The sequence below is a fragment of the Amycolatopsis sp. NPDC114484 genome, from assembly GCF_055633755.1.
In genome coordinates this window covers 174,492-188,136 of sequence record NZ_JBVKDQ010000005.1, presented here as the reverse complement: position 1 = coordinate 188,136, position 13,645 = coordinate 174,492, and the positions used below count along the sequence as shown (strand labels likewise).

Annotated in this window: 13 protein-coding genes; 10 read left to right on the top strand and 3 right to left on the bottom strand. The window is 70.1% G+C overall.

Going from position 1 to position 13,645, the window contains the following annotated elements:
• Positions 1-82 precede the first annotated feature (82 nt).
• Positions 83-952, bottom strand: coding sequence for a serine hydrolase (locus ACZ7SW_RS15785; RefSeq protein ID WP_470231101.1), 870 nt, complete (start codon positions 950-952; stop codon positions 83-85).
• Positions 953-1,598: 646 nt separating this feature from the next.
• On the opposite strand from ACZ7SW_RS15785, the gene ACZ7SW_RS15780 reads away from it, so the two are divergent.
• On the top strand, positions 1,599-2,393 hold the full coding sequence (locus ACZ7SW_RS15780) for a maleylpyruvate isomerase family mycothiol-dependent enzyme (RefSeq protein ID WP_470231100.1): 795 nt from the start codon (positions 1,599-1,601) through the stop codon (positions 2,391-2,393).
• A gap of 6 nt (positions 2,394-2,399) precedes the next feature.
• Here the strand turns inward: ACZ7SW_RS15780 and ACZ7SW_RS15775 are convergent, their stop codons facing one another.
• Complete coding sequence (locus ACZ7SW_RS15775) at positions 2,400-3,194, bottom strand: IclR family transcriptional regulator (RefSeq protein ID WP_470231099.1); 795 nt, start codon at positions 3,192-3,194, stop codon at positions 2,400-2,402.
• 101 nt (positions 3,195-3,295) lie between these two features.
• Between ACZ7SW_RS15775 and ACZ7SW_RS15770 the strand changes: the two genes are divergently transcribed.
• The 7 genes from ACZ7SW_RS15770 to ACZ7SW_RS15740 all read left to right on the top strand — a co-directional run bounded on the left by ACZ7SW_RS15770 (position 3,296) and on the right by ACZ7SW_RS15740 (position 11,103).
• Positions 3,296-4,246 (top strand): DUF1177 domain-containing protein, encoded by a 951-nt coding sequence (locus ACZ7SW_RS15770; RefSeq protein WP_470231098.1) that lies wholly within the window; start codon positions 3,296-3,298, stop codon positions 4,244-4,246.
• Positions 4,243-5,583: a cytosine permease gene (locus ACZ7SW_RS15765; protein ID WP_470231097.1), complete on the top strand. Its 1,341-nt coding sequence runs from the start codon at positions 4,243-4,245 to the stop codon at positions 5,581-5,583. The genes ACZ7SW_RS15770 and ACZ7SW_RS15765 overlap by 4 nt, the downstream gene beginning before the upstream one ends.
• Positions 5,580-6,869, top strand: a complete 1,290-nt coding sequence (locus ACZ7SW_RS15760) for a M20/M25/M40 family metallo-hydrolase (RefSeq protein WP_470231096.1) — start codon at positions 5,580-5,582, stop codon at positions 6,867-6,869. The genes ACZ7SW_RS15765 and ACZ7SW_RS15760 overlap by 4 nt, the downstream gene beginning before the upstream one ends.
• A 28-nt stretch (positions 6,870-6,897) precedes the next feature.
• A complete protein-coding gene (pepE, locus tag ACZ7SW_RS15755; RefSeq protein ID WP_470231095.1) occupies positions 6,898-7,632 on the top strand; it encodes a dipeptidase PepE in 735 nt (244 codons plus the stop codon).
• Positions 7,633-8,450: 818 nt separating this feature from the next.
• Positions 8,451-9,737, top strand: a complete 1,287-nt coding sequence (locus tag ACZ7SW_RS15750; protein WP_470231094.1) for an MFS transporter — start codon at positions 8,451-8,453, stop codon at positions 9,735-9,737.
• A 73-nt stretch (positions 9,738-9,810) separates the two neighbouring features.
• Complete coding sequence (locus tag ACZ7SW_RS15745) at positions 9,811-10,311, top strand: MarR family winged helix-turn-helix transcriptional regulator (protein ID WP_470231093.1); 501 nt, start codon at positions 9,811-9,813, stop codon at positions 10,309-10,311.
• An 87-nt stretch (positions 10,312-10,398) separates the two neighbouring features.
• A complete protein-coding gene (locus ACZ7SW_RS15740; RefSeq protein WP_470231092.1) occupies positions 10,399-11,103 on the top strand; it encodes an alpha/beta fold hydrolase in 705 nt (234 codons plus the stop codon).
• 40 nt (positions 11,104-11,143) lie between these two features.
• Here ACZ7SW_RS15740 and ACZ7SW_RS15735 read toward each other — a convergent pair whose 3' ends face one another.
• Positions 11,144-11,509 (bottom strand): RidA family protein, encoded by a 366-nt coding sequence (locus ACZ7SW_RS15735; RefSeq protein WP_470231091.1) that lies wholly within the window; start codon positions 11,507-11,509, stop codon positions 11,144-11,146.
• A 645-nt stretch (positions 11,510-12,154) separates the two neighbouring features.
• Between ACZ7SW_RS15735 and ACZ7SW_RS15730 the strand changes: the two genes are divergently transcribed.
• Both ACZ7SW_RS15730 and ACZ7SW_RS15725 read left to right on the top strand, forming a co-directional pair.
• Positions 12,155-12,583, top strand: coding sequence for a BP74-related protein (locus ACZ7SW_RS15730; RefSeq protein ID WP_470231090.1), 429 nt, complete (start codon positions 12,155-12,157; stop codon positions 12,581-12,583).
• A gap of 400 nt (positions 12,584-12,983) precedes the next feature.
• Entirely contained in the window at positions 12,984-13,229 is a 246-nt protein-coding gene (locus ACZ7SW_RS15725; protein WP_470231089.1) for a hypothetical protein, read from the top strand.
• Positions 13,230-13,645: the final 416 nt, after the last annotated feature.

Genomic DNA, 13,645 nt, shown 5'->3' with positions numbered 1-13,645 from the left:
GTCGAACGAGAAGGCGCTTTCGCGGGCGAGGTTTCGGTGAATCGCCTGGGGCGCCACTAGGTCCGCAAAGGACTGTCCCCGCTCAGGTGAGCTTGCTGTCGCCGGCGAGCGATTCCTTCAGCGCGCCGGTCGCGGCGGTGAGCGCCTTGGTCGCGGCGGCGACGTCGATGGCGTCGTCCCAGGTGCTCATGACCGCGACGGCGAAGGTCCGGGACCCGGTCCGGACCAGGCCGGTCGTGTTGAGCACCCGCCGGCCGTCGGAGGTGCCCCATCCTTGTTTGACCGCCCATTTCGCGTCCGGGAACGAGCGCGGGATCCCGAAGTGCTGGTCGAACCCGTCGGCGGCGGTGCGCGGGGCGCTTTCCAGGGCCTCGGTGAGGAATTCCCGTTCGTCGTCGGGCCGTCCCGAGGTGAGGTGCCGGTAGACCGCGACGACGTCGTCGGCCGACATCTGGGTGGAACCCCACTGGCCGGGGTCGGCGGGCGGCGAGGTGTGCGCGAGCCCGAGTTTTCCGGCCTGCCGCCGGACAATCTCCGGTCCGCCGAGCTGCTGCCAGAGACGGCTGGCGGCGCGGTCGTCGCTGGCCGAGAGCATGGCGCGGACGGCGCTGGCGTCGCTGTCGCCGGGGACTCCGGAACGATCGAGGAACTCGAGCGCGATCAGCAGTTTCACCACGGACGCGGTCGGCTGCGGCTGATCGGCTTTCCAGCTCACCTCGACGGCGCACGCGTCGAGATCGACGACCTCGATCTCGAGCCGGGGATCGTTTCCGTTGCTCAGCAACGCTTTCCTGGCTTCGGCGACCGCTCCCGGATGCTTGCCCGCCGCCGCGGCCGGAGCCGCTTTGCACGCGGCCTGCCAGTCAGTGCCACCGGAACCGACGGCCACGGCGATCGCGGCGACCACACCTCCCACGACCGCGAGCGCGGCGACCCCCACGAGCATCTTCATCGATGCGAACTCCTTCGGCGACGGTCCGCTTCCGAGGGAAGCGGGAGCGATCCCGAAGGTATTGAGACCGGGGGAACAGCAGGATCGTCCGAAGAGTCCGTCCATTCCGGCCAGTCGGCGGGCAACCCTTTCCGGGCATCGGCCATCTGGCCGATCCGGGACGCTCTGAACTGCGACGACTCGACGGCCGCCGTCGACGCCGCGAGGACGGCCGGGAGCCCGCGCGACTCGACGGCGGCGAAAGCCGGAGGACGTTCAGGCAATTCCGCTTGCCCGATCTTGCCTTTTCGCCATCGTGCGCCGAAGACCTCCTGGCCGACGCGGACTTCTCGACCCCGCGGCAGTTCCGTGCCGGGTCCGGTCCACGACCTGCTCGACAACGTGCTCGCGCTGGCCGCGGAAACCCGGGAGCGGCTGGCCGGGAGCACCGTGCTGGGAGACGCCGAACTCCTCGGCCCAGGCCGGGCAGACGACCGGGATCCTCGACGTGTCCGAACTCGGGTGCTCCGGCCGAGGACGCGACAGGACGGCCCCGGCAGAGACGTTCGAAAGATTTGTGCGGGGGCGTGTCGATCGCCGCTAGGGTCGTTCGACGCGTAGTCGAAGGCCCCGCGAAGGGGGCTGCCGAGACCCCAAGGACCGTCCCATGACTGAACTGAACGCGGACCTCGTCCGTCAAGCGATCGTCGACCACACCCGGCGGCTGGCGGAATCGGCCGTCGCGGCCGGGCCGGAGGCCGCCGTGCCGACCGCTCCGAAGTGGACCGTCGCCGACCTGGTCGCGCACGTGGGCCAGACCCAGCACTGGGTCGCGGAGATCATCGAGCGGCGCATCGCCGACCCCACCCAGTTGCCCACGGAGATGGCGACCCCGCCTTCCGACCACAGTGAGTGGCAGTCGTGGCTGTCGGAATCCGCGCGACGGGTCGCCGACGCGTGCTCTGCCGACGCGCTCGACGCGCCGGTGTTCAACGCCTCGGGGGACGCGCGGTCCGGAACGCGATTCTGGATGACCAGCATGCTCAACGAGGCGGTCGTCCATGGCTTCGACGCGGCCAGCGCGGCGAACCAGCCGCTCGAGGCCGAGGCCGACGTCGCGGCCGCGCTCATCACCAACCACCTGACGATGCTCACCTCGCCCACCTGGGAGATGCAGCGATCCGAGTCCGCGCACGCCATCCGGGGCATCGGGCAGACCCTGCAGTGGCTGGCCACCGACGCCTCAGGCGCCTGGTCCGTCGAACGACGGCCGGAGGGCGCGACGTGGCAGCCCGGAACCCGGGAAGCCGACGTGACGGTGACCGGCCCGGCGCAGTCCCTGCTGCTGCTCTTGACCCGGCGGCTCCCGCTCGCCGACCGCGAAACCGCCGCGATCACCGTCGACGGCGACCTCGAGCTCGCCCAGCACTGGCTCGACAACACCGCCCACGCCAGCGACTGAGCGCGTTCACCGGCGCGGGACCGGCCGGGAGAGCCGCAGCTCGATCAGGTCCGCGCCGCGCCGCAGCAGATCCACCCACTGCTCGGGATCGTGGTCGAAGCGCTCGGAGGACCAGCCGACGGACAGGCTGCCGTACGGTTCGCCGCGCAGGAAGACCGGCACCGCGAGCGTCGCCACGCCGGTGTCGTATTCGCCGGTGGTGAACGCCCAGCCCCGGTCGGCGACCTCGGCCAGCTGCTCGCGCAGGACGGCGAGGTCGGTGACCGTGTCCGGCGTGAACCGCGCCATCGGCCGGTCGGCGAACAGCCGGTCGCGCTCCTGCTCGGGCAGGAACGCGAAGTACGCCTTGCTGGTCGCGCCCGCGTGCGCCGGGTACAGCTCGCCGACCAGCGAATAGCCGCGCAGCCGCCCGTCGGCGCCCTCCGCGGCCAGCACGCACCGGGTGTGCGCGCCGTCGGGCAGGGACAGCAGGGCGGCGTGCCCGGTCTGGGCGGCGAGGTCGGACAGGACCGGGACCACCAGCAGGTCCAGGGCGCCGGCCCGGTCCCACAACCGGCCGAGGTGCAGCGCGGCGGGCCCGATCCGGTACCGGCGGGTGCTGTCGTCGCGGACGAGGAAACCGCGATGCGCCAGCACCGCCAGGAGCCGCTGCGCGATCGAGGTGTGCAGCCCGAACTCGCGGGCCACCGCGGTGACTCCCCACTCCGGGCGGGCGCGGTCGAACGCGAGCAGCACCTGCAGCGCGCGGTCCGCGGTCTGCGGCAGACCGGGCGGGGTGACGCGGTCGTCCGGGTCCGGCATCCCGCCATTGTGCGAATAACGGGAAATGTTTGTAAAGCCGGTGCACCCGGACCGAGTCTGGTCGGACCACCCCCGGCGGTCTGACTTCTCAGAGGAAACACATGCTCAAACACGTCCTGGAACTGCTCGAAATCCTCGACGACCCGGCGGTGACCGGGAAAGAGGCCGTCGCCTATCTCGACGCCGTCGCCGGCGGCGCGGGCAGCGGCGCGGAGATCACCACGGTCACCGGCGACGCGGGCCGGACCGACTTCGTCCGGGTGCGGGTGCCCGGCAGCCGCGGCCGCACCGCGGGCGGCGACGCGCCCACCCTCGGCGTGGTGGGCCGCCTCGGCGGAGTCGGCGCCCGGCCGGAGGTGACCGGCTTCGTGTCCGACGGGGACGGCGCGGCCGCCGTGCTGGCCGCCGCCGCCAAGCTGCTGTCCATGCGGGCTCGCGGGGACGTGCTGGCCGGCGACGTGCTGATCGGCACGCACATCTGCCCGGACGCGCCCACCTTGGCACACGACCCGGTGCCGTTCATGAACTCGCCCGTCGACATCGCCACGATGAACAGCTACGAGCTGTCCGACGAGATGGCCGCCGTGCTGTCGATCGACACCACCAAGGGCAACCGCGTGATCAACCACCGCGGGCTCGCGCTGTCCCCGACCGTCCGCAGCGGCTACATCCTGCGGGTCTCCGAGGGCCTCGGCGACCTGCTGGAGACGGTGACCGGCGCGCCGCTGGTGACCTATCCGATCACCACGCAGGACATCACGCCCTACGGCAACGGCGTCTACCACCTGAACTCGATCCTCCAGCCGGCGACCGCGACGGACGCGCCGGTCGTCGGACTGGCGATCACCTCGGCCGCGACGGTGGCCGGCTGCGCGACCGGCGCCAGCCACGAGACGGACATCGCGGCCGCCGCGCGCTACGCGGTCGAGGTCGCCAAGCAGTTCGGCGCGGGCGCGCTGCGTTTCCACGACGAGACGGAATTCGCCAACCTGCGGGCCCGCTACGGCTCGATGGCGCACCTGCAGACGCTGGGCACGGAGGTGGCCGGATGAGCACCGCGACGAAAACCGCGAAGCAGGCCAAGAAGCGGATCGGCAACGACGACTACGCGCTGCGCCGCGTTCCCGAAGACGCCCGCTACGGGTTCGGTTCGATGCTGCTGCAGTGGCTCGCGCAGTCCGGGTCGCTGTCCCAGTTCGTGCTCGGCGCGACGCTCGGCGTCGGGATGCGGTTCTCCGATGCGTTCTGGGCGTTCACTCTCGGCGCGGTGATCCTGGAGGCAGTGATCTTCCTGATCGGCCTCGCCGGGCAGCGCGAGGGGCTCACGATGACCATGCTGACCCGGTTCACCGGCTTCGGCCGCAACGGGTCCGCGCTGGTGAGCCTGGTGATCGCGATCAGCCTGGTGGGCTGGTTCGGCGTGCAGAACGGCATCTTCGGCAACAGCATGCACGCACTGGCCGGCGGACCGCCGTGGCTGTGGTGCGCGGTGTCCGGCGTGGTGCTGACGCTGCTGGTGATCTACGGCTTCAAGTACATGATGTGGCTGGCGAAGATCGCCGTGCCGCTGTTCTTCGGGCTCGTGGCGTGGAGCGTGGTCTCCACGCTGTCGGAGCATTCGCTGGGCGCGCTGATGTCGGCCGCGCCGACCGCGACGGCGATCTCCGTCCCGGCCGCGGCGACGATCATCGCCGGCGGATACATGACCGGTGCTGTGGTCGCTCCCGACATGACCCGGTTCAACCGCAAGGGCTGGCACGTCCTGCTGCAGAGTTCGGCGTCGATGGTCCTGTCCGAGTACATCGTCGGCATGACCGGCGTGCTGCTCGGGCACCTGGTCGGCAGCTCCGACGTCACCCACATCGTGCTGTCCACCTCGGGCTTCGTCGGGCTGATCGTGGTGGTGCTGGCCACCGCGAAGATCAACGACTGGAACCTGTACGGCTCTTCGCTCGGCGTGGTGAACTTCGTGCGGACCGTGTTCGGCCGCCCGCTGCACCGCGGCGTGGTCACCCTGGCGATCGGGATCGCCGGGACGGTGCTGTCCGCGGTCGGTTTCCTGCAGCACTTCACCGCTTTCCTGTCGCTGCTGGGCGTCGCGATCCCGCCGGTGGGCGGGATCATCGTGGCGGAGTACTTCCTCGTGCGCCGGCTTTCCACGCCGCTGCGCGAGAGCCGGGCGGCCGGGCGGGTGCCTGCCACGATGCCGGTCTGGGTGCCCGCCACGCTCGCGGTGTGGGCAGCGGCGTTCTGCGTCGGCAAGTTCGTGCACTGGGGCATTCCCGCGCTGAACTCGCTGCTCACCGCCGCGATCTTGTACACGGTGCTCGGCTGGGCCGGGCTGATCCGGCCGGTGGGTTCGGTGGAACTGGAGGAGGTGGCCCCGTGACCAGTGCACAGGACGAGGTGGTCGGCCTCTGCCAGGACTTGATCCGGATCGACACGTCCAACCCGGGCGCGGCCGAGCGGCCCGCCGCCGAGTACGTCGCGGAGAAACTCTCCGACGCCGGGCTCGAACCGACTCTGGTGGAAAGCGCGCCCGGCCGGGCCAGCGTGTTCGCCCGACTGTCCGGAGTGGACTCTTCGCGGCCCGCGCTGCTCCTGCACGGGCATCTGGACGTGGTGCCCGCCGACGCCGACGAGTGGAGCGTCCCGCCGTTCTCCGGGGAGATCGCCGACGGCATGCTGTGGGGCCGCGGCGCGATCGACATGAAGGACTTCGACGCGGCGATCCTCGCGCTGGCGCGGCAATTCGGCCGCACCGGCGAGAAACCGCCGCGAGACGTCGTGTTCGGCTTCCTCGCCGACGAGGAGGGCGGCGGGAAGTTCGGCTCGCACTGGCTGGCCGAGAACCGCCCTGATCTGTTCGAGGGCGTGGGCGAGGCGATCACCGAGGGCGGCGGGGTGTCGTTCGACCTCGGCAACGGCAGCAGGCTGTATCCGATCGAGTGCGCGCAGCGCGGGCAAGCGTGGCTGCGGTTGGTCGCGACCGGCCGCGCCGGGCACGGCTCCTCGCCGAACGACGAGAACGCGGTCACCGATCTGGCCGAATCGCTCGCCCGGATCGGCCGCCACCGCTTCCCGGTCCGGCTGATCGAACCGGTGCGGGCGCTGCTGGAACGCGCGGCGGAGCTGCTCGGCGTCCCCTTCGATCCGTCCGATGTGGACGGAAGCCTGGCGCGGATGGGACCGGTGGCCGACCTGGTGAACGTGATCCTGCGCAATTCGGCGAACCCGACCATGATCTCCGGCGGGTACCAGGTCAACGTCATCCCCGGCCGGGCCACCGCCGCGGTCGACGGCCGGTTCCTCCCCGGGTACGAGCAGGAACTGCTGGACACGATCGACGAGCTGCTGCTGCCGTCGGTGCGCCGCGAGTTCATCCACCGCGACATCGCGATGGAGAGCGGCTTCGACGGCCCGCTGGTCGACGCGATGTGCGCGGCCGTCACCGCGGAGGACCCCGGCGGCCACCCGGCCCCGTACTGCAACGCCGGCGGCACCGACAACAAGGCGCTGTCCGCGCTCGGCATCCGCGGCTTCGGGTTCAAAGCGCTGCGCGTCCCGCCGGAACTGCCCTACAACCGGCTGTTCCACGGCGTCGACGAACGGGTGCCGCTGGAGTCGCTGCGGTTCTCCGCCCGGGTCCTGGAACGGCTGTTGCGGACTTGCTGAACAATGGCGGGCGAACCAAGGAGAATCCGTGACTGACTTGCTGTTGCTGTCCAACTCCACCAACCACGGCCGCGGTGCGCTCGAACACGCGCTGGACGCGGTGGCCGAGGTGCTGGACGGACGCACCGAGCTGGTGTTCGTGCCGTTCGCACTGGCCGACCACGACGGCTACACCGAGCGCATCGCGACCGCGGTGGCACCGCTCGGCGTGCGGGTGCGCGGACTGCACACCGCCGCAGACCCGGTCGCCGCGGTGCGCGCGGCCCCGGCGGTGTTCACCGGCGGCGGCAACACTTTCCGCCTGCTGGCGGAGCTGTACCGCCGCGAGCTGCTGGAACCGTTGCGGGAACGGGTTTCCGCCGGAATGCCCTACCTCGGCGCGAGCGCGGGAACCAACATCGCCGGTCCCACGGTGCGCACCACCAACGACATGCCGATCGTGGAGCCGCCCAGCCTCGCCTCGCTGGGCCTGGTGCCCTTCCAGCTCAACCCGCACTACGTCGACCCCGACCCGGCCAGCAGGCACATGGGCGAGACCCGGGAGAAACGGCTCGCGGAATTCCACGAGTGCAACGACATCCCGGTGCTCGGCCTGCGCGAGGGCACGTGGCTGCGAGTACGCGGCGACTGGGCGGAGCTGGCGGGCGTGTCCACGAACGGCGGCGCACCCGGACGGCTGTTCCGGCGCGGCCGGTCCGGTGAGGACGTTTCTGGCGACGTCAGCGATCTGCTCGCTCCCACGAGCGAACCGGTGTGGGGCTGATACCGGGCTGGTTGTCTGAAGGGGAGGGCTGGGCCTGCGGGCTCAGCCCTTTCTTTGTTGCGTGGGGGATGATCGGCGTGCTCTGCCGACCCGCCGATTGCCGACCGCTGACCGCGGGTCTGCCCATCGCGGACCCGCCGCCCTGCGGTCGGCGGTCCTCGCCCCGCCGACCGCCGACCGCCGACCGCCGCCCCGCCGACCGCGGTCCTCACCCCGCCGACCGCCGCCCCGCCGACCGGTCCTCGGGTCTCGTTGTCGTGCCTGTGAAACCGATCCCGCCGCGAACCAGGCCGGTTGAGCCTGCCCCGGCCCCAGAGCGCCACTCGCGACCTGCCACGGGAACCGGCCTCCCGAGAGAATCCTGCCGTCGGCCCTCCGCCAGAAGCCCCGGGTCTCTTGTCGTGCCCGCGGAATCGATCCCGCCGCGAGCCGGGCCGGGAGGAGCCGTGCCCCGGCTCCAGGGCGCGGCCCCTGACCTGTCACGGGGACCGGCCTCCCGAGAGGATCCTGCCGCAGACCCGCCGCCCGCAGTCCCGAGGTCTCGGTGTCGTGCCCGCGGAACCAAACCCACTGCGAGCCAGGTCGGTTGAGCGTTCCCCAGCCCCAGCCCCAGCCCCAGCCCCAGCCCCAGCCCGCCACCCTTGATCTGCCCCGGAAACCAGCCTCCCCAAGGATCCCGCCGAGATAGCTTGACACAAGCATCTTAGGACAAAGATACTTCCCGGCGACCCCGCCAGTCGAGGCGGCCGGTCCGGCGACGCGGCGGGTCCGCGCAGTCCGGGCCGCCTCGCGATGGTCCGGCTCGGAAAGGAACCGCTGTGCCCGTGCTGAAGGAAGACCGCCGCCCCGGCGCACCGCTGTCCGCGTGGCAGGGAGTGCTGGCGCTCCTGGTGGTCGTGGCGGTTTCCTACGTCGACCGGGTCAATGTCTCCGTGCTGATCACCGATTCCGCCTTCACCCAGCATTTCGGGATCGCGGGCAACCGCGCCGCGCAAGGCGCCCTGATGACCCTTTTCCTGGCCGGCTACGGGATCGCGGCCATGCTGATCACCCCGTGGTACGAAGCGGTGTTCGGGGTGCGGCGCGGGCTGCTCGTCAGCCTGGTGTGCTGGGCGCTGTTCACACTCGCGTCCCCATACGCCGGGGGCGCGATGGTGCTGCTGACGCTGCGCTTCCTGCTCGGTGCCAGCGAAGGCCCGCTGTTCTCGCTGAAAACCATGTACGTCAAGGACAATTTCGCCGAAGGCACCTGGGGCAAGCCCAACGCGGTCAGTTCGATGGGCGTTTCCCTGGGCACGGCGCTGGGCATCCCGGTGATCACCTTCGCCCTCGCGCACTTCGGCTGGCACGGTTCGTTCCTCCTGCTCGCGGCCCTCAACGTGGTGGTCGGGCTGCCGTTGGTCGCCGTGTTCGTCCGGGCGACGCGGCACCGGACGGCCGCGCGGCAGCCGGCGTTGCGGCGGTTCGCCGGAGCGCTGCGCACGCCCAAACTCGGCTGGATCCTGCTGATCGAGGTGGCGACGCTCGGCTATCTGTGGGGGAGCACGTCCTGGCTTCCTTCGTATTTGCTGCAGGCGCGGCATTTCTCGCTGGCGCAGATGAGCGCGCTGTCGGCGCTGCCGTTCGTGGTCAGCCTCGGGTCCGGTTTCCTCGGCGGGTACCTCATCGACCGGATGCCGGGTCGCCGGGTGCCGCTCGTGCTGGTGATCGGCAGCGTCGGCACGGCGCTGTGCGCGACGGCCGTGACCCTCGCCGATTCGCGCTGGCTCGCCGCGGCGACGCTCATCCTCGCCAACGCGTTCTGGGGCCTGCAAGGACCGGCGATTCCGACGCTGGTGCAGCAATACGCGCCGGCGGGCACCGTCGGGAGCGCCTACGGCCTGATCAACGGCCTCGGCAATCTCGTGTCCGCGCTGCTTCCCACGTTGATGGGCGTGGCGATCGCCGCCGGCGGTGACCACGGATTCGCCGCCGGGTACGCGCTGCTCGCCGCGACGCAACTGCTCACGCTGCTCGGCGCCGTTGTCCTGCTCCGCGGCCGCGGCCCGACCGGAAAGGAACCCGCTGCGGCCGATCAGCCCGCCGTCCCGGAAGAGTCCCGTTAGGACGGACGCGGCGGCGTCGCGTGAACACCGGATAGGCTCCGTCCGCACCCTGGCGAACAAGGAGTCGATGACGATGGACACGGTCGATCAGGTGGTGGCGGACTGGGCGCGCCAACGCCCGGACCTGGACGCCTCGCCGATCGCGATCTTCGGCCGGATCCGGCGGATCGCCGACCTGGCCGCCGGCAGCCTCCGCGGATACCTGGCCTCGTACGGCCTGACCCCGGGCTCGTTCGACATCCTGTGCAACCTGCGCCGGGGCGGCCGGCCCTACCGGAAGACGCCGTCGGAACTCGCGGCCTCCGCGCTCGTCACCTCGGGCGCCCTGACCGGACGGCTGGACATGCTCGAGCGAGACGGGCTGATCCGCCGCCGCGACCACCCGGCCGACCGCAGGGTCAGCTACGCCGAACTGACCCCCGCCGGTCGCAAGCTCATCGACCGCGTCCTCGAAGGACACCTCGACCGGGAGGAATCGCTTCTCGCCGGCCTGAGCGAAGCCGACCGCAAGGACATCGAACGGACACTCGCACTGCTGGAACACACGGTCCGGGAAACGGTTCCGACGCGGTAGCCGACAGGTGTTCATTCGGGCAGACAACGAACCCGCAGAGGCTCGGCGAACCCCCGGGCCCCCGCAGCCGTGGCTAGCGTGATCATCATGAAAGACGAGAAGCCGACGACGTTCGTTCTCGTACACGGAGCCTGGCACGCCCCGTGGTGCTGGGAGCGGGTGAGCGAGCACCTGATCGCGCGCGGGCACGAGGTGATCTGCCCGTCGCTCCCGTGCGACGACGCCGAGGCAGGCCAGGACGAGTACCTCGCGGTGATCGAAGACGCGCTCCGCGGCCGGTCCGACGTCGTCCTCGTCGCGCACTCGATGAGCGGCATGGTGGCGCCGCTGGCGACCGGCAACCCGGCGGTCAGTTCCCTGATCCTGCTCGCCGCCCTGCTGCGCAAGCCCGGCACGACGTCGACGGACGACGGGGCAGCGCCGCTCGCCGAGCCGTTGCAGAAGGCTGTAGCCAGGGCCGTCGTGGACGATCTCGGACGCGTGTTCCTGGACCCGACCGACGCGACCGACGTGCTGTACCACGACTGCACCCCGGCGGACGCCGCCGACGCGGTCAGCCGATTGCGCCCCACCGTGAATATCGTGGGCCAGCAGATCTGTCCTGACCTGCCGCAGCGCCGAGTGCCCACTACGTACGTGTCTTGTCGCGACGATCGCGCGGTGAACGGCGACTGGAACGCCGCCCGGGCCCAGGACCTGCTCGGTGCCGCGGTCCGTGAGATCGACGGCGGACACTCGCCGTTCTGGTCAGCGCCGGACCAATTCGCCGCACTGCTGGTCGAACTGGCCTGAACGGATCGCTCGTCAGGCCGGTCCTCGTTCGCGGCACCGGTCAGGCGGTGTCGCCGAGCCACGCGACGACGTCGAGTTCAATGCGAAAGGGCGAGACCAGCTGCACGCCGATCGTCGTCCGGGCAGGAGGTTCGTCGGGGAACTCCTCGATCCAGACCTCGTTGTAGCCGGAGTAGTCGCCGAGGTCGGTCAGATAAGCGGTGACCTTGAGTATCTGGTCCGGCCGCGCCCCGGCCTCGGCCAGCACCCGCCGCACGTTCGCGAAGGCCGCGCGGGCCTCGTCGTGAAACGTCCCGGTCACCGGCCGCCAGCTCTCGTCGACCCCGACCTGGCCCGACAGCAGCAGAAGATCCCCCTGCCGCCGAAACGCGGGCGCGGGCGGTGGCTTGAACGCGTCGCGACTCAATTAAGCCTCCTGACGAGCGGGAGGGGAGCACCGTCCCCTCGGGCCGGATCGGTGCTCGGCCGTGCTGGCACCGGTCCGGTGCCAGCATTCCCGATCGGCGGCTCCCGGCCAAGAGTTCAACTGCGGCAGAGCGGATCGAACGGCAGCCGCGTCGCCGGGGTGGTGCCGCGTGATGGGGACCGCTCGTGGTCATCGCGCGTGCAGTGTGGCGCCCAGTCTCGTCGCGGCTCGCCCGGCGACAACGGACCTCGCGGCCGCCCACCGCCTCCGTCCGGTACCGGTTGAGGCCGGTGATCGAGCACGCCGCAGTTGTGCGGCAACGGCGTCAACTCCGCCCGCCACCGATCGCGTGCCGACGATTCCGCCAGGAATTCTGACGACACCCCGCACCCAGAAGTCCCCAGCAGCGCACGGTACGTCCGGAAACCCTGCCCGAATGAACAAAAAATGCAATTTCAGTAACTTTTCCGGCGAAGATCCACGCATATCGTAAAGACCTGAAATTGACCACTCTGATGGCTCTCATTTGTCGGGACGAATATGCAGTCAAAGTGCACGGAATCCTGATTCCTCCCCGACGGCCCGGCGCTACGGTCGGACACGGGCGGCATTCGCCCCGAGAAGGACGACAAGGAGGATCTGCACATGCGAACGCTCACTGCGGTTTTGGCGGGTACGGCGGCCATGGGCGCACTGCTGGCGGGAACCGGCCCAGCGGTCGCGGCTGCGCACACCCAGCAGACCGGCGCCCACATCGCCACGATCCAGGTCTTCTCCAGCGGTGACATCTACCGCGTCGAACTGCTCAAGCAGGCCGACGCGGACCAGGCGGTCAGACTCATGAACGGCCAGGTCGACCATCCGGGAATTCCCAACGGCGACATCGTCCGAGGTTCCTCCGGCGTCAACACCGGCTACGACTGGCACATCGACCCGGCCACCTTCCACTGGGCCGACAGCACCACCGAAGCGTGCGACGGCCAGCCGCACGAAGTCAGCAACGCCGGGGAATGGAAAGTCAAGCAGTACTGCCCGTGGACCATCAAAGTCCTCTCGGTCGTGCCGGAAAACTGATCAGGTCGAACTGGGGGCGGTCGCGGAAGCCGCCCCCAGTTCGACGCAGGCCAGCATCGTTGATGCGACCTGAAGTGTGTCTGTATAAATGACGAGAGCCGGTCACCGAACGGAGTGTCGGCGCCCGGCTCCTCATGCAACCAGCCGCGCGGCCGAGAAGCATTCGCGTCGGTTGAAAGACTCCATCGTCCCGAACCCGTCGAGCCCTGAGGCGGCGATAGTCGGTTTCGTGACGCTGTCGTCTTGATTGCAGTCGGGTGACGTAACACTCGATGCGGTTGCACTCCTCGTGCCGTGCGCGACTTGCAGGTCAGCTCTGTCGTCGAGTTGGTCGAGGTCGCAGCATGACAAGGATGCGGTTCTGCGGAATTATGCTCACTGCTGGCTTGGCGGTGGCTGGGTGCGGTGGTGCGCCGGCGATACCCAGTTCGCCGACACCGGCGAATTCACCCACCGCAACCAGCTCCACGCCCTCTCCTGGGTCGTCCGGCCCGGCGGCGACAATGACGACACCGCCGGTGTCGACCAGAACCTCGGCGAGCGCACCGGCGGTGCGAATCCCTGCGACTACCAAGACTGTCCCGGTGCGAAAGACTCCAACGCGAAAACCTCCCCAGTACGGATACCAGTGCAGGGACGGCGATGAGCTGAAGTACAACGTGTGTGCGGGGCACAAGGCGTGGGTGGACGGTCAACGCGAGTTCAGTGATTGCTTGAACAGCGGCGGAAGCTGGGACATCGACAAGCAACGTTGCGTGCATTCCTGAGCCGGGCGGTGCTGAGAGGGCGAACTGGCCGGCAGTCTGTGCTGGCGAGACGGTGACAGCGCGGCGCGGTTGCGGTGTGCGTCAATGACTGTCCACAAGGGATTCAGCGTGTCCGGCCACTGTCTCGATTCGGACTCCGCAGCAGCGGATTGGCACCAGCGAGTGCTCCCAGCGCCAGATGCGGCTCCGGTCGGCCGCCCGTCCCGGCCTCGGGTTCTGCCCGCGCTGCGCGGCTGCCCCAGTCCTCGCTGCGGGGCAGGAGCAGCCGTTCGTCCCGGTCGGGAGACGGCGTTCT

Bases quoted from the DNA above. Each gene is read 5' to 3' on its own strand.
- ACZ7SW_RS15785 (WP_470231101.1), bottom strand. From the start codon at position 952: ATGAAGATGCTCGTGGGGGTCGCCGCGCTCGCGGTCGTGGGAGGTGTG.
- ACZ7SW_RS15780 (WP_470231100.1), top strand. From the start codon at position 1,599: ATGACTGAACTGAACGCGGACCTCGTCCGTCAAGCGATCGTCGACCAC.
- ACZ7SW_RS15775 (WP_470231099.1), bottom strand. From the start codon at position 3,194: ATGCCGGACCCGGACGACCGCGTCACCCCGCCCGGTCTGCCGCAGACC.
- ACZ7SW_RS15770 (WP_470231098.1), top strand. From the start codon at position 3,296: ATGCTCAAACACGTCCTGGAACTGCTCGAAATCCTCGACGACCCGGCG.
- ACZ7SW_RS15765 (WP_470231097.1), top strand. From the start codon at position 4,243: ATGAGCACCGCGACGAAAACCGCGAAGCAGGCCAAGAAGCGGATCGGC.
- ACZ7SW_RS15745 (WP_470231093.1), top strand. From the start codon at position 9,811: ATGGACACGGTCGATCAGGTGGTGGCGGACTGGGCGCGCCAACGCCCG.
- ACZ7SW_RS15740 (WP_470231092.1), top strand. From the start codon at position 10,399: ATGAAAGACGAGAAGCCGACGACGTTCGTTCTCGTACACGGAGCCTGG.
- ACZ7SW_RS15730 (WP_470231090.1), top strand. From the start codon at position 12,155: ATGCGAACGCTCACTGCGGTTTTGGCGGGTACGGCGGCCATGGGCGCA.